At 73.2% G+C, this 24,074-nt stretch carries 2 protein-coding genes; both read left to right on the top strand.

Going from position 1 to position 24,074, the window contains the following annotated elements:
* Positions 1 to 22 precede the first annotated feature (22 nt).
* Positions 23 to 22,132 (top strand): type I polyketide synthase, encoded by a 22,110-nt coding sequence (locus ABZW18_RS29385; RefSeq protein ID WP_356193230.1) that lies wholly within the window; start codon positions 23 to 25, stop codon positions 22,130 to 22,132.
* A 10-nt stretch (positions 22,133 to 22,142) separates the two neighbouring features.
* Positions 22,143 to 24,074: type I polyketide synthase (locus ABZW18_RS29380; RefSeq protein WP_356193227.1), on the top strand; the 1,932-nt coding region annotated here is incomplete at its 3' end.

The raw sequence follows: 24,074 nt of genomic DNA, 5'->3' as shown, positions 1-24,074 counted from the left end.
CGCCGGTGTCATCAAGATGATCATGGCGATGCGGCACGGTGTGCTGCCGCAGACGCTGCACGTCGACGCCCCGTCCTCGCACGTGGACTGGTCGGAAGGCGCGGTGGAGCTGCTGACCGAGCAGACGGAGTGGCCGGAGACCGGCCGGGCGCGGCGTGCGGGTGTGTCGTCGTTCGGCATCAGCGGCACCAACGTTCACACCATCATCGAGCAGGCCCCGCGCACCACGGCCCCGGAGCCCACCGCCCCGCGCCGCGAGCCCGGAGCCGTGCCGTGGCTGATCTCGGGCCGGACCCGTGACGCCCTGCGCGGCCAGGCGGCACGGCTGCTCTCGTACGTACAGGCACAGCCCGAACTCGACCTGGTGGACGGGGCGTTCTCCCTCGCCACCACCCGTACCCGGTTCGACCAGCGCGCCGCCGTGGTCGCGGGGGACCGCACCGCGCTGCTGCGCTCCCTCACCGCGCTCGCCACCGACCTCCCCGACGCCGGGGTCATCGAAGGCGAGGCGGCACGGCGCGGCCGGACCGCGATGCTCTTCACCGGCCAGGGCAGCCAGCGGCCCGCCATGGGGCGTGAACTGTACGAGCGCTTCCCGGCGTTCGCCGAGGCGCTCGACACGGTGTGCGCCGAGCTGGACCCGCTGCTGGACCGTCCGCTTCGCGAGGTGCTCTTCGCCTCGGAGGGCACGGACGAGGCCGCCCTGCTGGACGAGACCGGCTGGACCCAGCCCGCGCTGTTCGCGGTCGAGGTCGCGCTGTTCCGCCTCGTACGGTCCTGGGGCGTCAAGCCGGACTTCGTGGCCGGCCACTCGATCGGTGAACTCGCGGCGGCCCACGCCGCGGGCGTCCTGTCGCTCGCGGACGCGTGCGCCCTGGTCGCGGCCCGCGCGAAGCTGATGCAGGCACTGCCCACGGGCGGCGCGATGGTCGCGGTCCGGGCCACCGAGGACGAGGTCACCCCGCTGCTCTCCGGCCGCGAGGACGCCGTCTCGATCGCCGCGGTCAACGGCCCGGACTCGGTCGTCGTCTCCGGCGACGAGGATGCCGTCCTGGAGATCGCCGCCGCGTTCGACGCGCGGGGGCGCAAGACAAAGCGGCTGCGGGTGAGCCATGCCTTCCACTCACCGCGCATGGCCGGGATGCTCGACGCGTTCCGCACCGTCGCCGAAGGACTCACCTTCCATGCGCCGCAGATCCCGCTGGTCTCCAATCCGACCGGCGCCCTGGCCACCAACGAGCAGGTGTGTTCGGCGGAGTACTGGGTCGCACATGTCCGCGACGCGGTCCGCTTCGCCGACTGCGTACGCACGCTGCGCGACGCCGGTACGACCACGTTCCTGGAACTGGGCCCCGACGGACCGCTGTCGGCGATGGCCCAGGACACCCTCGGCGACACGTACGACGCCGAACTCATCCCGCTCTGCCGCGCCGACCGCGGCGAGGAACTGGCCGTCACCACCGCACTGGCCCGGCTCCAGGTCCAGGGCGTCACGGTGGACTGGCCGGCCTACTTCGCGGGGAGCGGTGCCCGCCGCGTCGATCTGCCCACCTACGCCTTCCAGCACGAGTTCTACTGGCCGCAGCTGCCCACCGCCGCCTCCGCCGCGGCGAGCGCCGACCCCGCCGACCAGCGGCTGTGGGCCGCCGTGGAGCGCGGCGACGCCGACGAGCTGGCCGCCATCCTCGGCCTGGGCGAACAGGAGCACGGCTCCCTCGGCTCCCTGCTGCCCGCGCTGACCTCCTGGCGCCGCGGCAAGCAGGAGAAGACTCTGCTCGACTCGCTGCGCTACCGCGTCGAATGGGCCAGGCTCAACAAGCCGGCCGCCCCGGTACTCGACGGCACCTGGCTGCTCGTCACCGGCGACACCGACGGCGCGTCCGCCGAGGAGACCGACGGTCCCGGCGCTCTCGCCGACCAGCTGGCGGGTGCGCTGAGCGCTCACGGCGCGCGGGTGCGCCGCCTCGCCCTGGACGCCTCGTGCGCCGACCGGCATGAGGTGGCCGCGCGGCTCGAAGGCACCGAGGACTTCGACAGTACGGTGAACGTGCTGTCCCTGCTCCCGCTGGACGAGCGCCCCTCCGACACCTACGCGCCGCTCAGCCACGGCCTGACCCTCACGCTCGCGCTCGTCCAGGCGCTCCATGACACCGGATCCCGGGGGCGGCTGTGGACGGCCACCAGCGGCGCCGTGTCCACCGGACCCGCCGACCCGGTCACCCACCCCGTCCAGGCCGCGGCCTGGGGGTTCGGTCGTACCGTGGCCCTGGAGCACCCGCGGCTCTGGGGCGGACTGGTCGACCTGCCCGACACGCTCGACGAGCGGACCGCGCAGCGGCTCGCCGGCGTGCTCGCCGCGAAGAACGCCCCCGACGGCGAGGACCAGGTGGCGCTCCGCGCCTCCGGGGTCTCCGGCCGCCGCCTCGTCCGGTACACAGTCGACGCCCTGCCCGCCGCCGAGGAGTTCACCGCCCGGGGCACCGTGCTGGTGACCGGTGGCACCGGTGGCCTCGGTGCCGAGGTCGGCCGCTGGCTGGCCCGCTCCGGTGCCGAGAACCTCGTACTCACCAGCCGTCGTGGCCCGGACGCCCCCGGCGCCGCCGAACTCCGCGCCGAACTGGAGGAGCTGGGCGCCCGCGTCGAGATCGTCGCCTGCGACGCCGCCGACCGTGACGCGCTGGCCGCCGTACTCGCCGGCATCCCGGCCGAACTGCCGCTGACCGGTGTGGTGCACACCGCGGGCGTCGGCCAGTACGGACCCCTGGAACAGCTGGCTCCCGCCGAGTTCGCCGAGCTGACCTCGGCGAAGCTGGCGGGCGCCGCCCATCTCGACGCCCTGCTCGGGGACCGTGAACTCGACCTGTTCGTCCTCTTCGGTTCCGTCGCAGGCGTCTGGGGCAGCGGCGACCAGAGCGCCTACGGCGCCGCCAACGCCTATCTCGACGCCCTCGCCGAGCACCGGCGCGCCCGGGGACTGGCCGCCACCTCCGTCGCCTGGGGCCCCTGGGCCGAAGCCGGCATGGCCACCGACGAGGCGGTCTCCGGCGCCCTGAAGCGCCAGGGGCTCGGCTTCCTGGAGCCGGGCCCCGCGATGACCGAACTGCGACGCGCCGTCGTACGGCGGGACGTCACCGTCACGGTGGCCGACGTCGACTGGGACCGCTACGCACCGGTCTTCACCTCGGCACGCCCCAGTGCGCTGTTCGCCGATCTGCCGGAGGTACGGGCGCTGGACCGCGCCGCCGGACAGGACGACACGGGCAGCACCTCCGAGTTCGTCACGCGGGTACGCGCCCTGGGCGAGCCCGAGCAGGCCCGGCTCCTCTCCGACCTCGTACGGAGCGAGGCTGCGGCGGTCCTCGGCCACAGCTCCGCCGACGGCGTCCCGGAAGGGCGCGCCTTCCGCGACATCGGCTTCGACTCGCTGACCGCCGTCGAACTGCGCAAGCGGCTCTCCGGCGTCACCGGTCTCACGCTGCCCAGCACGATGGTCTTCGACTACCCGACCCCGCAGGAGCTCGCGCAGTACCTGCGGGCCGAGATCCTCGGCGCCGTCCTGGAGGTGGCCGGACCGGTCGCCGGCGGGGCGGCCCCCGACGAGCCCATCGCCATCATCGGTATGAGCTGCCGCTTCCCCGGCGGAGCCGGCTCCCCCGAACAGCTGTGGGACCTGGTCACCCACGGCGCGGACGCGGTGACCGAATTCCCCGTCAACCGTGGCTGGGACGCCCAGGGGCTCTTCGACCCCGACCCGGACCGACAGGGCAAGACCTACTCCACGCTGGGCGGATTCCTGCACGAGGCCGACGCGTTCGACCCGACGTTCTTCGGTATCTCCCCGCGCGAGGCGCTGGTGATGGACCCCCAGCAGCGGCTGCTGCTGGAGACCACTTGGGAGACCTTCGAGCGTGCCGGGATCAACCCCACCGAGGCACGGGGCAGCCTCACCGGCACCTTCATCGGCTCCAGCTACCAGGACTACGGCCTCGGGGCCGGCGACGGGGCCGAGGGCCACATGGTCACCGGCAGCATCCCGAGCGTCCTGTCCGGACGTATCTCGTACGTCCTGGGTCTCGAAGGACCCGCGGTCACCGTCGACACGGCCTGCTCCTCCTCGCTCGTCGCACTGCATCTGGCCTGCCAGTCGCTGCGCAACGGCGAGTCCACGCTCGCCGTCGCGGGCGGCGCCACCATCATGACCACGCCCGCCCCCTTCATCGCCTTCAGCCGGCAGCGGGCCCTCGCACAGGACGGCCGCTGCAAGGCGTTCTCCGACGACGCGGACGGAATGACCCTCGCCGAGGGCGTCGGCATCCTGCTGGTCGAGCGGCTCTCCGACGCCCGGCGCAACGGACACCCCGTCCTCGCGGTGATCCGTGGCTCTGCGATCAACCAGGACGGTGCGTCCAACGGCCTCACCGCCCCCAACGGCCCCTCGCAGCAACGGGTGATGCGCCAGGCGCTGGCCAACGCGCGCCTGGCGCCCTCGGACATCGACGTCGTGGAGGCGCACGGAACCGGTACGCCCCTCGGGGACCCGATCGAGGCGCAGGCGCTGCTCGCGACCTACGGCAGGGACCGCGACCCGGAGCACTCGCTGCTGCTCGGCTCGGTCAAGTCGAACATCGGGCACACCCAGTCCGCCGCCGGTGTCGCCGGCGTCATCAAGATGGTGATGGCACTGCGCCACGGCCGGCTGCCGCGCACCCTGCACGCCGAGAACCCGTCCTCGCACGTGGACTGGTCCTCCGGCACCGTGCGGCTGCTGCACGAGGCCGTGGAATGGCCCGCGACCGGCCGGCCCCGTCGCGCCGCCGTCTCGTCGTTCGGTATCAGCGGCACCAACGCCCACACGCTCCTCGAGCAGGCGCCCGTCGCCGACGAGCCCGAGGAGACGCCTCCCGCCGTCGAGCCCGTGCCCGTCGCGGGCGGCGTCGTGCCGTGGATCGTCTCGGCCAGGGCCGGCGCCGCGCTGCGCGAGCAGGCGACCCGGCTGGTCTCGCACCTGGAGAACGCCGGCCCCGCTCCGAGCCCGCTCGATCTGGGCTTCTCCCTCGTCTCGTCCCGCTCGGTCTTCGAACACCGCGCCGTGGTGGTCCCCACCGAGGACACCGACCCGCTGGAGGCCCTGCGCGCGATCGGTGCCGACGGACCGTCGTCCGTAGTGGCCCGGGGCGTGGCCGATATCGAGGGCAGGACGGTGTTCGTCTTCCCCGGACAGGGTTCGCAGTGGGTGGGCATGGGAGCCCGGCTGCTGGACGAGTCACCGGTCTTCGCCGAGCGGATCGCCGAATGCGCCGCGGCCCTCAGCGAGTTCGTCGACTGGTCGCTCGTCGATGTGCTGCGGGGAGCGGAGGGCGCGCCCATGCTGGAGCGCGTCGACGTCGTGCAGCCCGCCTCGTTCGCGATCATGGTGTCGCTGGCTGCCCTCTGGCGCTCCCGTGGCGTCGAGCCCGCAGCGGTCGTGGGTCACTCGCAGGGTGAGATCGCGGCGGCCGTCGTGTCCGGTGCGCTGTCCCTGCAGGACGGCGCACGGGTCGTGGCGCTGCGCAGTCAGGCGATCGGCCGCACACTGGCCGGCCATGGCGGGATGATGTCGGTGGCGCTGCCGGTGGAGCAGCTGGAGAGCCGGCTGGACGCGTGGTCGGGCCGGGTTTCGGTCGCCGCCGTCAACGGGCCGCGCTCGGTCGTCGTGTCCGGTGAACCGGAGGCGCTGGACGAGCTGTCGGCGGAGCTGACGGCCGAGGAGATACGCGTCCGGCGGATCGCGGTGGACTACGCCTCGCACTCCGCGCAGGTCGAGAACCTCCACGACGAACTCCTCGGCGTTCTCGCGCCGGTCACCCCGCGCACCGCCGACGTCCCGTTCTTCTCGACGACGACCGGCGACTGGCTGGACACCGAGCAGATGGACGCGGGCTACTGGTTCCGCAACCTGCGCCGACGGGTGCTGTTCGCCGACGCCGTACGCGATCTGCTGAGTGCCGGACACCGCGCCTTCATCGAGGTCAGCTCGCACCCCGTACTGACCATGACGGTGCAGGACATGATCGACGAGACGGCCGAACCCGCCGTCGCCACCGGCACGCTGCGCCGTGACCAGGACAGCGTGTCCCGCTTCCTGCTCTCGGCCGCCGAGGTCTTCGTTCGCGGAGTCGACGTCGACTGGGCCGGACTCTTCGCGGGCACGGCCGCCCGGCGGGTCGATCTGCCCACCTACGCCTTCCAGCACGAACAGCTCTGGGCCATACCGCCCGGTGCCGAGCCGGCGGTCTCCGCCGACCCCGTCGACGCGGAATTCTGGGCGGCCGTGGAACAGGAGGACCTCTCCGCACTCACCTCCGCCCTGGGCACGGACGAGAGCTCGGTGGCCGCCGTCCTGCCGGCGCTCTCGTCGTGGCGCAGGTCCCGCAAGGACCGCTCCACCGTCGACTCCTGGCGCTACCGGGTGTCCTGGACCCCCATGGGCAACGTCCCGCAGCAGCCGCTGACCGGCACCTGGCTGCTCGTCTCCGCCGACGGCCACGACACGGACGAGGTCGCCGACGCACTGAGCGGCCAGGGCGCCGAGGTCACCCGGCTCGTCCTGGACGAGGCGTGCGTGGACCGTGCGGTACTCGCCGGGCGGCTGACCGGTGCCGGTGAGGTCGCAGGCATCGTCTCGACGCTCGCCGCGACCGAGGAGCCGGACGAGCGCACCCCCGCGCTGACCCTTGGACTCGCACTGACCGTCTCCCTGGTCCAGGCCCTGGGCGACGCAGGAATCGAAGCCCCGCTGTGGTTCCTCACCCGGGGCGCGGTCTCCACCGGCCGCTCCGACGAGGTCACGTCCCCCGCCCAGGCCCTGGTGACGGGCGTCGGCTGGACCACCGCGCTGGAGCACCCGCAGCGCTGGGGCGGCGTCATCGACCTGCCGCAGGTGCTCGACCTGCGGGCGGCCGGACGGCTCGTCTCCGCGCTGTCCGGCGCACTGGGCGACGAGGACCAGCTCGCCGTCCGCTCCTCCGGGGTCTTCACCCGCCGCATCGTCCGCGCTGCGGCCGACGGGCAGGGCCTGACCCGCGACTGGACGCCGCGCGGCACCACCCTCATCACCGGCGGCTCGGGCACACTCGCCCCGCATCTGGCCCGCTGGCTGGCTGAGCAGGGCGCGGAGCACCTGGTGTTGATGAGCCGCCGGGGCATGGACGCCCCGGGCGCTGCCGAACTCGTCGCGGAACTCGCCGCCTCGGGTACGGAAGCCACCGTCGCAGCCTGCGACGTGACCGACCGCGACGCCGTCGCCGCGCTGCTGGCCTGCCTCAAGGCCGAGGGCCGCACCGTGCGCACCGTCGTCCACACCGCCGCGCTCATCGAGCTGTACTCGCTGGCCGAGACCACCATGGACGCCTTCTCCCGCGTTCTGCACGCCAAGGTCACCGGCGCCCAGGTCCTGGACGAACTCCTCGACAACGACGACCTGGACGACCTGATCCTCTACTCGTCCACGGCCGGCATGTGGGGCAGTGGGGCGCACGCCGCCTATGTGGCCGGCAACGCGTATCTCGCCGCGCTCGCCGCCCACCGCCGCGCCCGTGGCCTGCGCGCCACCTCCCTCTCCTGGGGCATCTGGGCGGACGACATCAAGGCCGGTCGCATCGATCCACAGATGATCCGCCGCAGCGGCCTGGAGTTCATGGACCCGCAACTGGCGCTGACCGGACTGAAGCGGGCCCTGGACGACGACGAGACGGCCATCGCGGTAGCCGACGTCGACTGGGAGACGTACTACCCCGTCTTCACCTCCAGCCGCCCCACGAGCCTCTTCGCCGAGGTCCCCGAGGTCCGCGCCCTCACCGAGGCCGCCGAACAGACCACGGGCACCGTGGTGGAGGGCGAGTTCACGGCCCGGCTGCGGGCCCTGTCCGCCGCCGAGCGGGAGCGGCTGGTGCTGGAAGTCGTCCGTACCGAGGCCATGGCCGTACTGGGCCTCTCGAACCCCGACGCCCTGCCCGACCAGCGCGCCTTCCGTGACGTCGGCTTCGACTCGCTCACCGCCGTCGGACTGCGCAACCGGCTCGCGTCCGTCACCGGACTGACGCTGCCGACGACCATGGTCTTCGACTACCCGAGCCCCGCCGCGCTGGCCGGATTCCTCCGCTCCGAGCTGGCCGGCGCGCAGAGCGCCGGTACGCCCGCGGCCACCGCGTCCCTCTCCGCGACCGACGACGACCCGATCGTCATCATCGGCATGGGCTGCCGCTATCCCGGCGGGGTCACCTCGCCGGAGGAGCTGTGGAAGCTCGCCCTGAACGGCACGGACGCGGTCTCCGGCTTCCCTGCCGACCGGGGCTGGGACGCCGAGGGACTCTACGACCCGGACCCGGACCGGTCCGGAAAGACCTACTCGGTCCAGGGCGGATTCCTGCGAGACGTCGCCGAGTTCGACCCGGGCTTCTTCGGCATCTCGCCGCGTGAGGCGATGTCGATGGACCCGCAGCAGCGCCTCCTGCTGGAGACGGCCTGGGAAGCCTTCGAGCACGCCGGTATCGACATCGTCTCCCAGCGCTCCAGCCTCACCGGCACCTTCATCGGAGCCAGCTACCAGGACTACGCGTCCAGCGTGGCCAACTCCTCCGAGGGCTCCGAGGGCCACATGATCACCGGCACGCTCTCCAGCGTGTTGTCCGGCCGGGTCAACTACCTCTTCGGCTTCGAGGGACCGGCCGTCACCCTCGACACCGCCTGCTCGTCGTCCCTGGTCGCGCTGCATCTGGCCTGCCAGTCCCTGCGCAACGGCGAGAGCTCCCTCGCACTCGCGGGCGGCGTCAGCATCATGTCGACCCCCAGCGCCTTCGTCGGCTTCAGCCGGCAGCGGGCTCTCGCCACCGACGGCCGCTGCAAGGCGTACGCCGAGGCCGCCGATGGCATGACCCTCGCCGAGGGCGTCGGTCTGGTCCTGCTGGAACGCCTCTCCGAGGCCCGCCGCAACGGGCACACCGTGCTCGCCGTCGTACGCGGCTCCGCCGTCAACCAGGACGGCGCGTCCAACGGCCTCACCGCCCCCAACGGCCCCTCGCAGCAGCGCGTCATCCGCCAGGCCCTGGCCAACGCCGGACTCCAGTCCCGCGAGGTGGATGTCATCGAGGGCCACGGCACCGGCACCGCCCTGGGCGACCCGATCGAGGCACAGGCCCTGCTCACCACATACGGCCAGGACCGGGACGCCGAACGGCCCCTGCTCCTCGGCTCGGTCAAGAGCAACATCGGCCACACCCAGATGGCCTCCGGCGTCGCCGGCGTGATCAAGATGGTGCACGCCCTCCGGGAGGGCGTCGTGCCGAAGACCCTGCACATCGACACCCCGACCTCGCACGTGGACTGGTCCTCCGGCGCCGTCGATCTGCTGACCGAGCAGACCGACTGGCCCGAGACCGGCCGCCCGCGCCGCGGCGCCGTCTCCTCGTTCGGCCTCAGCGGCACCAATGTGCACACCATCCTCGAACAGGCTCCCGCCGACGAGCCGGCGCCCGACCGGGAGCCCCGTCCCGGCATGCTGCCCCTGGTGGTCTCCGCCAGGAGCGAGGCCGCTCTGCGCGCCCAGGCGGGACGGCTGCTCTCGCTGGTGGAGGAGCGCCCGGACACCCCCCTGACCGACCTCGCCTTCTCCCTGGCCACCTCCAGGGCCGGCCTGGAACGCCGCGCCGCCGTGGTGGCGGGGGAGCGCGACGAACTGCTGCGTGGCCTGCTGGCCCTGCGCGACGGACTGCCGGGACCCGGCGTGCTCCAGGGCGGTACGGGCCGCGGCCGTACGGCGTTCCTGTTCACCGGCCAGGGCAGCCAGCGGGCCGGCATGGGCCGGGAGCTGTACGAGCGGTTCCCCGTCTTCGCCGATGCGCTCGACGCCGTACTGGCGCGGGTCGACGGCGCGTTGGACCGGCCGCTGCGCGAGATCCTGTTCTCCGCCGAGGGCTCGCCCGAGGCGGCCCTGCTCGACCGGACCGAGTACGCGCAGCCCGCGCTGTTCGCCATCGAGGTGGCGCTGTTCCGGCTGGCCGGGTCCTGGGGCATCACCCCGGACTATCTGGCCGGGCACTCCGTCGGTGAACTCGCCGCCGCGCATGTCGCGGGCGTGCTCTCCCTGGAGGACGCGTGCGCCCTGGTGGTGGCGCGCGGCCGGCTGATGCAGGCGCTGCCCGAGGGCGGCGCGATGATCTCCCTCCAGGCCGCCGAGGACGAGGTCCTGCCGCTGCTGGAGGGACGCGAGGACGAGGTGTCCGTCGCCGCCGTCAACGGCCCGGCGTCACTCGTCATCGCGGGCGTCGAGGACACCGTTCTCGACATCGCCGCGACGATCGGGGCCGACGGGCGCAAGACCACGCGGCTGCGGGTGAGCCATGCCTTCCACTCGCCGCTCATGGACGGCATGCTCGACGACTTCGCCCGGGTCGCGCGGGCCGTCACCTACCACCCGCCGGTCATCCCCTTCGTCTCCGACGTCACCGGTTCGCTCGCCACCGACGATCAGGTGTGCACCCCGGAGTACTGGGTCCAGCACGTGCGCCGGGCCGTCCGCTTCGCCGACGGGATCAACTGGCTCTCGGCACAGGGCGGGGTCCGTACCTTCCTGGAGATCGGCCCCGACGGAGTGCTCTGCGGCATGGCCCGGGAGAGCCTGACCGACGAGCCGCGCATCGCGCTGCTTCCGCTGCTGCGGGGCGGCAGGCCCGAGGAGCAGGCGGTCACCACCGCGCTGGCCGGGGCGTACGCCCACGGTGTGGACGTCGACTGGCCGGCGTACTTCGCGGACTCCGGCGCACGCCGGATCGAGCTGCCGACCTACGCCTTCCAGCGCGAGCGGTACTGGCCCGACACCCTCGCCGCCGCGGTTCCCGGACCGGAGAGCGCCGGCAGCGCGGCGGACGCCGAATTCTGGTCGGCGGTGGAGCGCGACGACGTCGGCTCGCTGGCCGTCTCGCTGGGTCTTGACGACGCGACGGTCACCGCGATGGTCCCGGCGCTGACTGCCTGGCGCCGCCGCCGCGACGAGCAGTCCGAGGTGGACGCCTGGCGCTACCGGGTCACCTGGAAGCCGCAGACCGGATCCACCGCTCCCACGGCGCTCACCGGCCGCTGGCTCGTCCTTGTGCCGTCCCGCACGGAGGACGCCGAGTGGTCCGCCGATGTCGTCGGCGCCCTCGCGACGGAGACCGTCACCTGCGAGGTCACCGGTTCCGACCGGACCGCTCTCGCCGGGCTGCTGGCCGGACTCCGCGCCGAACACGGCGAGTTCGCCGGAGTGCTGTCGCTGCTCGGCCTCGCCGGCTGCGAGAGCGTCGCACGCACCGGCGTGCCGGACTCCCTCCTCCTGACCGCCGTCGCCGTCCAGGCGCTCGGCGACGCCGGGATCGACGCGCCGCTGTGGGCCGTCACCCGCGGCGCGGTCTCCGTGGGCCGCTCCGAACCGGTCGTCGGACTCGACCAGGCCGCCGTATGGGGACTCGGCCGCGTCATCGCGCTCGAACAGCCCGGCCGCTGGGGCGGCTGTGTCGACCTGCCCGAGCAGCTCGACACCCACACCGCGCGCCGGCTGCGCGGCGTCCTGGCCGGGACGGCCGGTGAGAGCGAAGCGGCCGTACGCGCCTCCGGCGTGTTCGTGCGCCGCCTCGCCCACAGCCCCGTGGCACAGAGCACCGGAAACGTCTTCGATCCGTCTGGCACCATCCTGATCACCGGTGGTACCGGCGGCCTCGGCGGGCATGTCGCCCGCGGTCTCGCCCGCGCCGGGGCCGAACACCTGCTGCTCGTCAGCCGGCGCGGCGAGGACGCCCCCGGCGCGGACGCGCTGCGGACCGAACTGACCGGACTCGGCGCCCGGGTCACCGTCGCGGCCTGCGACGTCGCCGACCACGACGCGGTGGCCGCCCTGCTCGGCTCCGTCCCCGAGGACACCCCGCTCAGCGCCGTGATCCACACGGCCGGTGTCGTGGAGGACAGCGTCGTGGACGCGCTGACCCAGGACAGCTTCCGGACCGTGCTGGACGCGAAGGTCGCCTCCGCGCGCAATCTGCACGAACTGACCGCCCATCTGCCGCTGTCCGCGTTCGTCCTCTTCTCCTCCACGGCCGGTGTCTTCGGCGCCGCCGGACAGGGCAACTACGCCGCGGCCAACGCCTATCTGGACGCCCTCGCCGAGTACCGGCGGGCGCACGGCCAGACCGCGCTCTCCGTCGCCTGGGGACCCTGGGCCGGATCCGGCATGGTCGCCGACGCGGCGGAGATCGAGATGCGCGTACGGCGCGGCGGTTTCGAGCCACTCGCGCCGGAACCCGCCGTCCGCGCCCTGCTCCGGGCGATCGAGCAGGAGGACACCGCCCTCGCGCTCGCCGACATCGACTGGACCCGCTTCGTCCCGGCCTTCGCCACGGCCCGCCCGCTGCCGCTCGTCGGCGACCTGCCCGAGGTACGGCAGCTGGCCACTGTCCCGTCCGGAGCCACCGGCGGTGAGCCGGAGCTGCGGCAGCGGCTCGTGGAACTCCCCGAGGCCGAGCGCGGCGGATTCGTCCTCGACCTGCTGCGCACCCAGGTGGCCGCCGTGCTCGGCCACAGCGACCCCGATGCCATTGAGGACGCCCGGGCCTTCCGGGACCTGGGCTTCGACTCGCTCACCACGCTCGAACTGCGCAACGGACTGGCCGCCGCCACCGGGCTCAGCCTCCCCGCGTCCCTCGTCTACGACCAGCCGACCCCGCGCGAGATGGCGGACTTTCTGCTCGCCGAACTCCTCGGCTCGCTGCCCGGCCCGGTCGCCGCCCCGGTGGCGACCGGCCGCCCCTTCGACGACGACCCCATCGCCGTCGTCGGCATCAGCTGCCGCTTCCCCGGCGGGGTCTCCTCGCCCGAGGAGCTGTGGCAGCTGCTCGAAGAGGGCAGGGACGGCATCACCCGGTTCCCGGACGACCGCGGCTGGGACATCGAGGCCCTCGGAGCAGGCGCATCGGACACCCTCGAAGGCGGATTCCTCACCGGAGTCGCCGACTTCGACGCCCGCTTCTTCGGCATCTCGCCGCGTGAGGCACTCGCGATGGACCCGCAGCAGCGTCTGCTGCTCGAGGCCACCTGGGAGGCGCTGGAGCGGGCCGGGATCGACCCCTCGGCCCTGCGCGGCTCCACCACCGGCGTCTTCGTCGGCACCAACGGCCAGGACTACCCCAACCTGCTGCGCCGGTCCGTCTCCGACGTACGGGGCTATGTGGCCACCGGCAACACCGCAAGCGTCATGTCCGGCCGGCTCTCCTACGCCCTCGGCCTCGAGGGCCCGGCGGTCACCGTCGACACCGCCTGCTCCTCGTCGCTGGTCGCGATGCACTGGGCCGGCAAGGCACTGAGCGCCGGCGAATGCTCGCTGGTGATCGCGGGCGGCGTCTCCGTGATGGCGAGCCCCGACTCCTTCGTCGAGTTCTCCACCCAGGGCGGACTGGCCCCCGACGGCAGGTGCAAGGCGTTCTCCGACAGCGCCGACGGCACCGCCTGGTCCGAGGGCGTCGGCATCCTGGTCCTGGAACGGCTCTCCGACGCCGTACGCAACGGACACGAGGTCCGCGGCATCATCCGCTCGACCGCCGTCAACCAGGACGGCGCGTCCAACGGCCTCACCGCCCCCAACGGCCCCTCGCAGCAGCGGGTGATCCGGCAGGCGCTCGCCGACGCCGGACTGACCGCCGCCGACATCGACGCCGTCGAGGCCCACGGCACCGGCACCACCCTGGGCGACCCGATCGAGGCCCAGGCGCTGCTCACCACCTACGGGCGGGACCGGGAGCGCCCGCTGCTGCTCGGCACGGTCAAGTCCAACATCGGCCACACCCAGGCCGCCGCAGGTGTCGCGGGCGTCATCAAGATGCTGATGGCGATGAGGCACGGCACCCTGCCCAAGTCCCTGCACATCGGCACCCCGTCCGCGCACGTGGACTGGACGGCGGGCGCGGTGGAACTGCTGACCGAGCAGACCGCCTGGCCGGAGACCGGCCGCCCGCGCCGCGCCGGGGTCTCGGCGTTCGGTGTCAGCGGTACGAACGCGCACGTCATCGTCGAGCAGGCACCGGCCGCCGAACCGCCGCAGGCGGAGATCACCGAGCCCGCCGCCGCCCCCACCGTCGTGCCGTGGATCGTCTCCGGCAGGACCCGCGAGGCGCTCCAGGCCCAGATCGACCGGCTCACCTCCTTCGCCGCGCTCCACCCCGGCCTGTCCCCGCTGGACATCGGCCGCTCGCTCGCCACGGACCGCACGGTCTTCCCGCACCGCGCGGTGCTGCTGGCCGGCGCCGACGGCGTACGGGAGAGTGCCCGCGGAGTCGCGAGCCGCGCCCCCGGCAGGTCCGCGTTCCTCTTCTCCGGCCAGGGCAGCCAGCGCGGCGCCATGGGCCGCGAGCTGTACGAGCGGTTCCCCGTCTTCGCCGAAGCGCTGGACGCGGTCCTCGCCCATCTGGACACGGAGCTGGAATTCCCGCTCAGGGAAGTGCTGTTCGCCTACCCGGGCACCTTCGAGTCGGAGCTGCTGGACGAGACCGGCTGGACCCAGCCCGCGCTGTTCGCGGTCGAGGTCGCGCTGTTCCGGCTCGCCGAATCGTGGGGCATCACCCCGGACTTCGTGGCCGGCCACTCCATCGGTGAGATCACCGCCGCGCACGTGGCGGGCGTGTTCTCCCTGGCGGACGCCTGCCGGCTGGTCGCGGCCCGCGCCACGTTGATGCAGGCGCTCCCGCAGGGCGGAGCGATGGTCGCGCTCGAGGCCACCGAGGACGAGGTCGCCCCGCTGCTGGACGCGGACGTGTCGATCGCGGCGGTCAACGGCCCCCGCGCGCTGGTCATCGCCGGCGCGGAGAGCGCCGTCCTGGAGGTCGCCGAGCTGTTCGCCGCCGACGGCCGCCGCACCAGGCGGCTGCGGGTCTCGCACGCCTTCCACTCGCCGCTGATGGACCCGATGCTCGCGGACTTCGCCCGCGTCACCGAAGGCCTCGCCTTCGAGGAGCCCCGTATCCCGGTGGTCTCGAACCTGACCGGCGCCCTGGCGACGGCGGACGAACTGCGCTCGCCGGCCTACTGGGTGCGGCACGCACGCGAAGCCGTACGGTTCGCCGACGGGGTGCGGACCCTGCAGGAGACCGGAGTCGGGACATTCGTCGAGCTGGGTCCCGACGGAGTGCTCTCCGCGATGGCCCAGCAGAGCCTGGACGGCGTCGAGCCCGCGCCCGCGGTGGTGCCCCTCCTGCGCAAGGACCAGAGCGAGGAAGCGGCCGTCGTCGCCGCACTGGCCGCCCTGCACACCCATGGAGCGGGACCGCGCTGGTCCGCGTTCTTCGAGGGCCTGGGCGCGCACCGGGTCGAACTGCCGACGTACGCCTTCCAGCGCGAGCGGTACTGGCCCGAGACCGCCGCATTCGCCGCCGTCGGCGCCCCCGACCCGGTGGACGCCGAATTCTGGTCGGCGGTGGAGCGCGAGGACCTCGAGTCGCTGGCCGCCTCGCTCGACCTGGACGGCGACACCGTCACCACGATGGTGCCCGCGCTCTCCGCGTGGCGCCGCCGCCGGGGCGAGCAGTCCGCCGGCGCCGGCTGGCGCTACCACGAGACCTGGACCCCCCTCTCCGCACGGCCCGCCACGGCACCCTCCGGCGACTGGCTGGTGCTTCTGCCGGCCGGCGACGCATCCCCATGGATGTCCGCCGCCGTCGCGGCACTCGGCACGGGCGCCGTACGGGTGGAGACGGTACGGGTGGAGACCGGCGCCGCCGGCCACGCGGAACGGGTGGAGCAACTGGCCGCGGCGCGCGCGGACAGGGACGGAACCGGCTGGACCGGAGTCGTCTCCCTGCTCGCCGCTGCCACCACGGACGCCGCCGACCTGCCGCCGGACCACGCCTGGCCCGACGCGCTGCTGACGGTCCTGGGTGAAGCGGGGATCGACGCACCGCTGTGGTGCGTCACGCGGGGCGCCGTCTCCGTGTCCTCCTCCGAGCCGCTGCTGGCCGCAGGACAGGCCGCCGTATGGGGGCAGGGCCGGGTCACCGCGCTGGAGCACGCCGACCGCTGGGGCGGGCTCATCGACGTCCCGGGGACGATCGACGACCGGACGGGCGCCGCCTTAGCGGCGGCCCTGACGGACCGCGACGGCCGGGACGGCGAGGACCAGATCGCGGTCCGCGCCACCGGAACCCTCGGGCGCCGGCTGGTCCGTACGACCACCACGGCCGCCAACCCGGCCGGCAACGCCTGGCGGCCCACCGGCACCGTGCTCGTCACCGGCGGCACCGGAACGATGGGCGGCCGGGCGGCCCGCTGGCTGGCCCGCGAGGGCGCCCAGCACCTCGTACTGACCGGCCGTCACGCGTCGGACCTCGCCGGGTCCGACGCGCTCGAAGCCGAACTGAAGCAGCTCGGAGCCACGGTCACCCTCGCCGTCTGCGAGGTGTCCGACCACGACGCGCTGACAGCGCTGCTGGCCGCACTCCCCGAGGACACGCCGCTGACCGCGGTGATCCACGCGGAGGTGGACACCAACGGCATCGGCTCCGGATCCGCCGGGCTCGCCGCCGCGCTCGCCGGAGCCGTCCAGCTCGACACCGTCCTCGGTGACCGGCCGCTCGACGCGTTCGTCCTCTTCGGCACGATCGCCGGAGTCTGGGGCGTCCGGGGCCAGGAGGCACCGGCCGCGCTCGGCGCGTACCTCGACGCCCTCGCCCGGCAGCGCCGAGACCGCGGCGCCACCGCGCTCGCCGTCTCCTGGAGCGCCTGGTCGGATCTCGTCGACAACGCCATGGCCGCGCACCTGCGGATGAACGGCCTGCCCGTACTCGACGCCGACGCCGCACTCGCCGCGCTCGGCAGGGCCGTCGCCGACGGCGAGGCCGCCGTCACCGTCGCCGATGTGCGCTGGGAGACCTTCGCACCGGCCTTCACCGAAGGCCGCCGCGGAGCCCTGCTGGCCGACCTGCCCGAGGCCCGCAAGGCCATCGACGCGGCCGACCGCGACCGCGGCGACGAGCGATCGGCGGCCGGCGCCTACCGTCAGCGGCTGCTCGAACTGCCGGAGGCGGAACGGGACGAGGCCCTGCTTGCCCTGGTCACCGACAAGGTCGCCGTGGTCCTGGGACACACGAACACCGATGTGGTCGAGTCCGACCTGCCCTTCCGCGACCTCGGCTTCGACTCGCTGACCGCCGTCGACCTGCGCAACCAGCTCACGGCCGACACCGGCGTCACCCTGCCCGCCACCCTGGTGTTCGACCACCCGACCCCGGCCGGACTCGCCCGTCATCTGCGGAGCCTGCTGCTCGGCGAACTCCCGGACGCCACGGCCCCCGTGGTGGCCTCGGCACACACCGGGGACGACCCCGTCGTCATCGTCGGCATGGCCTGCCGCTACCCCGGCGGTGTCGGCTCGCCCGAGGACCTGTGGCAGCTCGTCCTCGACGAGACCGACGCCGTGGGCGAGTTCCCCACCGACCGGGGCTGGGACCTCGACACCCTGCTCGGCGGCCCGCCGGAGGGCGGGCGCGGACGCAGCACCACCGGAAACGGCGGCTTCCTCTACGACGCCGCCGACTTCGACCCCGCGGTGTTCGGCATCTCGCCGCGCGAGGCCATCGTGATGGACCCGCAGCAGCGCATCGTGCTCGAAGCGGCCTGGGAGGCACTGGAGCGGGCGGGCATCGACGCGTCGACCCTGCGGGGGAGCACCACCGGCGTCTACGTCGGAGGCGGCAGCGGTGACTACCGGCCGCCGGCCGAGGCGGGACAGTGGGAGACGGCCCAGTCGGCCAGCCTCCTGTCCGGCCGGATCGCGTACTCCTTCGGCCTTCAGGGACCCACCGTCTCGGTCGACACCGCGTGCTCGTCGTCGCTGGTCGCGCTGCATCTCGCGGCCCAGGCACTGCGCTCGGGCGAATGCTCCATCGCGCTGGCCGGCGGCGTGACCGTCATGGCCACCCCGGCGGGCTTCGTCGAATTCAGCGCCCAGGGCGCGCTCTCCTCCGACGGCCGCTGCAAGGCGTTCTCCGAAGGGGCCGACGGCACCGGCTGGTCCGAGGGGGTGGGCATGCTCGTCGTCGAGCGTCTCTCCGACGCCCGGCGCAACCGCCACCACATCCTGGCGGTCCTGCGCGGCTCCGCCATCAACCAGGACGGCGCCTCCAACGGACTGACCGCGCCCAGCGGACCCGCCCAGCAGCGGGTGATCCGGCAGGCGCTCGCCAACTCCGGTCTGACGACCGCCGAGGTGGACGCGATCGAGGCCCACGGCACCGGCACCAAGCTCGGCGACCCGATCGAGGCACAGGCACTGCTGGCCACGTACGGCCAGGACCGTGATCCGGAGCGCCCGGTGCTGCTCGGTTCGCTGAAGAGCAACATCGGCCACAGCCAGGCCGCCTCCGGCGTCGCGGGCGTGATCAAGATGGTGATGGCGATGCGGCACGGCACCCTGCCGAGGTCGCTCTACGCCGAGACGCCGACATCGCAGGTGGACTGGACGGCCGGTGCCGTCCAGCTGCTCGCCGAGCCGGTCGCCTGGCCCGAGTCGGGCCACCCGCGCCGCGCCGGAGTCTCCTCGTTCGGTGCCAGCGGTACGAACGCCCACGTCATCCTGGAGCAGGCGCCGCCCGCCGAGGCCGAACCGGCGGTCACCGCCCCGGACGAGCTTCCCCGCGAGGCTGCGACGCTGCCGGTCCTGCTGTCCGGCAAGTCCGAGAACGCGCTGCGCGCCCAGGCCCGCGGGCTGCTCGCCCAGGTGACCGCGCGACCGGACACCTCACTGACCGACCTGGCGTTCTCGCTCGCGACGACCCGCACGGTCTTCGACCATCGGGCCGCTCTGACGGCCACCGGCCGCGACGGCCTGCTCGAAGGTCTCACCGCACTGGCCGAGGGCGGTACCGCCCCGGACCTGGTCGAGCACCAGGTGGAGCGGACCGGGAAGCGCGCGTTCCTCTTCTCCGGCCAGGGCTCGCAGCGGCTGGGGATGTGCCGTGAGCTGTACGGGCGGTTCCCGGTGTTCACCGAGGCACTGGACGCCGTCTTCGCCGTACTCGACCCGCTGCTCGACCGCCCGCTGCGTGAGGTGATGTGGGGCGACGACGCGGAGCTGCTGAACGAGACGGGCTTCACCCAGCCGGCTCTGTTCGCGGTCGAGGTGGCGCTGTTCCGGCTGGTGGAGTCGTGGGGCGTGAAGCCGGACTTCGTGGCCGGCCACTCGATCGGTGAGATCGCCGCCGCGCATGTGGCGGGGGTGTTCTCCCTGGAGGACGCGGCCCGGTTGGTGGTGGCGCGTGCCTCACTGATGCAGGCGCTGCCGGCCGGTGGAGCGATGGTCGCGGTGCAGGCGACGGAGGGCGAGGTTCTTCCGCTGCTGTCCGGCGAGGTGTCGATCGCCGCCGTCAACGGCGTGTCGTCGGTGGTGATCTCCGGCGCGGAGCAGTCCGTGCTGGAGGTCGGGGCCCGGCTGGCGGAGCAGGGACGCAGGACGAGCCGGCTCCGGGTGTCGCATGCCTTCCACTCGCCGTTGATGGCTCCGATGCTGGACGCGTTCCGTACGGTCGCCGAGAGCCTGTCGTTCGGGGCGCCGCGTATCGCGGTGGTCTCCAACCTGACGGGTGGCCCCGCGTCGGCCGAGGAGCTGTGCTCGCCCGAGTACTGGGTACGCCACGTCCGTGAGGCCGTCCGCTTCGCCGACGGCGTACGGACGATGGCGGACCGCGGTGTGACCACGTTCCTGGAGCTCGGCCCGGACGGTGTGCTGTCCGCCATGGCCCAGGAGACGGCCCCGCAGGGCGCCGTGGTCGTACCGGTCCTGCGCAAGGACCGCGACGAGGAGACCACCCTCGTCACCGCGCTCGCCCGGCTGCACGTCCACGGAGTGAGCCCTCGCTGGCCCGCGTTCTTCGCGGGCACCGGAGCCCAGTGGCTGGACCTGCCGACGTACGCTTTCCAGCGCGGCCGTTTCTGGCCGGACGTCATGCCGGGCGTCACCCCCGCCGGCGGCGCCGCGCAGGAGTCGGAGACGACGGACCGCGCGTTCTGGGACGCCGTGGAGCAGAAGGACTTCGTCTCGCTCGAGTCCACACTGGACGTCGAGGGCGACGCCCTGTCGAAGGTGCTGCCCGCCCTGCTGGACTGGCGCCGGCAGCAGTACGACGAATCGGTCATGGAGGGCTGGCGCCACCGGATCGTCTGGAAGGCGCTGACCGGCGGAGCCACCGCGAACCGGAAGCCCCTGACGGGCACCTGGCTCGTCGTGGTCCCCGCCGAATCGACCGAGGACGCCTGGGTGTCCGCCGCGCTCGACGCGCTGGGCACCAAGGTCGTACGGGTGGCGGTGGACAGCCCCGACCGGGCCGCGCTGGCCGGGGAACTCCGCGCCCGCGCCGAGGACGGCACACGCTTCGCCGGTGTCCTCTCGCTCCTGGCGCTGCGGGAGACCGTCCCGGGCAGCGTGCCCGAGGGAGTCGCCCTCACCGCCGTACTGCTCCAGGCACTCGGCGACGCCGGGATCGAAGCGCCGCTCTGGTGCGCCACCCGGGGCGCCGTGTCCGTGAACCGCGCGGACCGTGTGGACCACCCGCTCCAGGCCGCCGTATGGGGGCTCGGCCGGGTCGCCGCGCTCGAGTACCCCGAGCGCTGGGGCGGTCTGATCGACCTCCCCGAAACACTGGACGAGCGGACCGCCGCGGGCTTCGCCGGAGCGCTGGCGGGCCTCGACGGCGAGGACCAGATCGCGGTACGTACCTCCGCGGTCCTCGCCCGGCGCCTCGTACAGGCCCCCGGCAAGCGGCCCGCCCGCGCTTGGGACCCGAAGGGCACCGTGCTGATCACCGGTGGCACCGGCGCCCTCGGCTCCCAGGTCGCCCGCCGGCTCGCCAAGGACGGCGTCCAGCACCTGGTGCTGCTCAGCCGCAGCGGCCCCGCGGCACCGGGGGCCGACACTCTGCGGGCCGAGCTCGACGGGCTCGGCACGACGGTCACCGTCGCGGCCTGCGACGTCGCCGACCGCGCCCAACTGGCCGGCGTACTCGCGGACATCCCGGCAGAGCATCCGCTCACCGGAGTGGTCCACGCGGCCGGTGTCCTGGACGACGGAGTGCTCGACCGGCTCACCCCGGAGCGGTTCGCGGCGGTGTTCCGCTCGAAGGTCACCTCGGCCCTCCTGCTCGACGAACTGACCCGTGGGCTGGACCTCACGGCGTTCGTGCTCTTCTCATCCGCCTCGGCGGCCGTGGGCAACCTCGGCCAGGCCAACTACGCGGCGGCCAACTCGGTCCTGGACGCACTGGCCGAACGGCGCAGGGCACAGGACCTTCCGGCGACCTCGGTCGCCTGGGGAGCCTGGGACGGTGGCGGAATGGCAGAGGGAGCCGGGGCCGACGAGGCCGCCAAGCGCGCCGGAGTCGGCGCGATGGACCCGGAGCTGGCCTGCGAGACAATGCTCCGGCTGGTCATGGAGCCCGAGCCGACCGCGGTCGTCGCGGAAGTCGCGCTGGACCGCTTCGTCGCGGCCTTCGGCACGGCCAGGCCGAGCGCCCTGCTCCGTGAATTCCCCGGATACGACCGGATGGTGGCCGCCACGGCGGCGCCCGCGAACAGCGTGGCCGAAGGCGGGCTGCGGTACCGGCTCGCGGCCCTGTCGGCGAACCGGCGCCTCGAAACGGTCGTGGACCTGGTCCGTACCCAGGCCGCTCAGGTCCTGAGCTACCCGGACAGGGACGCCGTCGGCGCCGAACGGTCCTTCCGGGACCTCGGGGTGGACTCGCTCGGAGCTGTCGAGCTGCGCAACCAGCTCAACACGGCCACCGGCCTGAGCCTCTCCGCGACGCTCGTCTTCGACCACCCGACACCCACCTCCCTCGGCGAGCATGTGCTCGGACAGTTGATCCCCGAGGACGGAGCCGGGGCCGACGGCGAGGAAGCGGAGATCCGGGCCCTGCTGGCCTCGGTACCGCTGGCGCAGCTGCGGGACATCGGCGTGCTGGAACCGCTGCTCCAGCTGGCAGGACGGGGCGAAGCAGCCCCGGCGGAAGACGACACATCCGACGAGTCCATCGACTCGATGGCAGTGGCAGACCTGGTGCGGGCCGCGCTCAACGGCCAGTCCGACCTGTAGCGCGAGAGTGATGGAGCAGACCATGAACGCCCCTACCGAGAATGCCCCCGCCGCCGGCGTCGTGGAAGCACTCCGCGCCGCGATGAAGGAGTCGGAGCGGCTGCGGCGACAGAACAGAATGTTCGTCGCCGCAGCCCGGGAACCCATCGCCATCGTGGGAATGAGCTGCCGGTTCCCCGGCGAGGTCTACTCCCCGGAGGGACTCTGGGAACTCGTCGCCTCCGGCACCGACGCCATCTCCGGTTTCCCCACCGACCGGGGATGGGACCTGGACGCGCTGCGCGACAGCACTACCGACGAGCGTGACAACTCCGTCAGCCAGCAGGGTGGATTCCTCAGCTGCGTCGCCGACTTCGACCCGGGCTTCTTCGGCATCTCGCCCCGTGAGGCCGTCACCATGGACCCCCAGCAGCGGCTGCTGCTGGAGACCACCTGGGAGGCCATCGAGCGGTCGGGCATAGACGCCACCCGGCTGCGCGGCACCCGTACCGGCGCCTTCATCGGCACCAACGGCCAGGACTACGCCTATCTCCTGCTCAGGTCGCTGGACGACGCGACCGGCGACGTCGGCGCCGGCATCGCCGCCAGTGCCGTGTCCGGCCGGCTCTCGTACGCTCTCGGGCTCGAAGGCCCGGCCATCACCATCGACACGGCCTGCTCGTCCTCTCTCGTCGCGCTCCACCTGGCCGTGCAGTCGCTGCGCAACGGTGAATGCGGACTGGCACTCGCCGGTGGCGTCAATGTGATGTCCACCCCCGGCTCACTCATCGAGTTCAGTCGGCAGGGCGGTCTCGCCAGGGACGGCCGCTGCAAGGCCTTCTCCGAGTCGGCCGACGGCACCGGCTGGTCCGAGGGCGCCGGCGTCCTGATGTTGGAGCGCCTGTCGGACGCACAGCGCAACGGACACCCCGTCCTCGCCGTGATCCGGGGCTCCGCGGTCAACCAGGACGGTGCCTCCAACGGTTTCACCGCACCCAACGGCCCCTCCCAGCAGCGGGTGATCCGGCAGGCGCTCGCCAACGCCGGTCTCACCCCGGCCGATGTGGACGCCGTGGAGGCACACGGCACGGGCACCCCGCTGGGTGACCCCATCGAGGCCCAGAGCCTGCTCGCGGGCTACGGCCAGGACCGGGAACGCCCGCTGCTGCTCGGCTCGGTCAAGTCCAACATCGGTCACACCCAGGCCGCTTCCGGCGTCGCCGGCATCATCAAGATGGTGATGGCGATGCGGCACGGCATCGTGCCGAAGTCCCTGCACGCGGACGAGCCGTCCTCGCACGTCGACTGGTCGGCGGGCAAGGTCGAGCTGCTCACCGAGGCCCGGGAGTGGCCGGACTCGGGCCGTCCGCGCCGTACCGGTGTCTCCTCGTTCGGGGTCAGTGGCACCAACGCACACGTGATCATCGAGCAGGCGCCGAGCGCCGACGCGGCCCCCGCCAAGGAGGAGGAGACCGCCCCCGCGCGCCGCGCGACCGTGGTGCCGTGGGTCGTCTCGGGGCGGACCGCCGAAGCGCTGCGCGACCAGGCCACCGTGCTGCTGAGCAGGCTGGAGCGTGAGCCCGGACTCCGCGCGGTGGACACCGCGCTGTCCCTGGCGACGTCCAGGGCGAGCCTGGAACACCGCCTCGCGGTCGTCACGGACGAGCACGGCGGATCCGGGCGCGCGGCGCTGGAGGCCTGGCTCAAGAACGGCACGGCGCCCGGCGCCGTCGAGGGCATGGTCTCGGGTCGTACGAAGAGCGCGGTGCTGTTCTCGGGTCAGGGTTCGCAGGGGCTGGGGATGGGGCGTGAGTTGTACGGGCGGTTCCCGGTGTTCGCGGAGGCGCTGGATTCCGTACTCGCCATGCTGGATGGTGAGTTGGGCCGTTCGGTGCGTGAGGTGATGTGGGGCGAGGATGCGGAGCTGCTGAATGGGACGGGCTTTGCTCAGCCTGCTTTGTTC

The organism is Streptomyces sp. NPDC004647 (assembly GCF_040609575.1).
Classification (GTDB): Bacteria; Actinomycetota; Actinomycetes; order Streptomycetales; family Streptomycetaceae; genus Streptomyces.
This window is presented reverse-complemented; position numbering and strand designations above follow the sequence as displayed.

Bases quoted from the DNA above. Each gene is read 5' to 3' on its own strand.
- ABZW18_RS29385 (WP_356193230.1), top strand. From the start codon at position 23: ATGGCGATGCGGCACGGTGTGCTGCCGCAGACGCTGCACGTCGACGCC.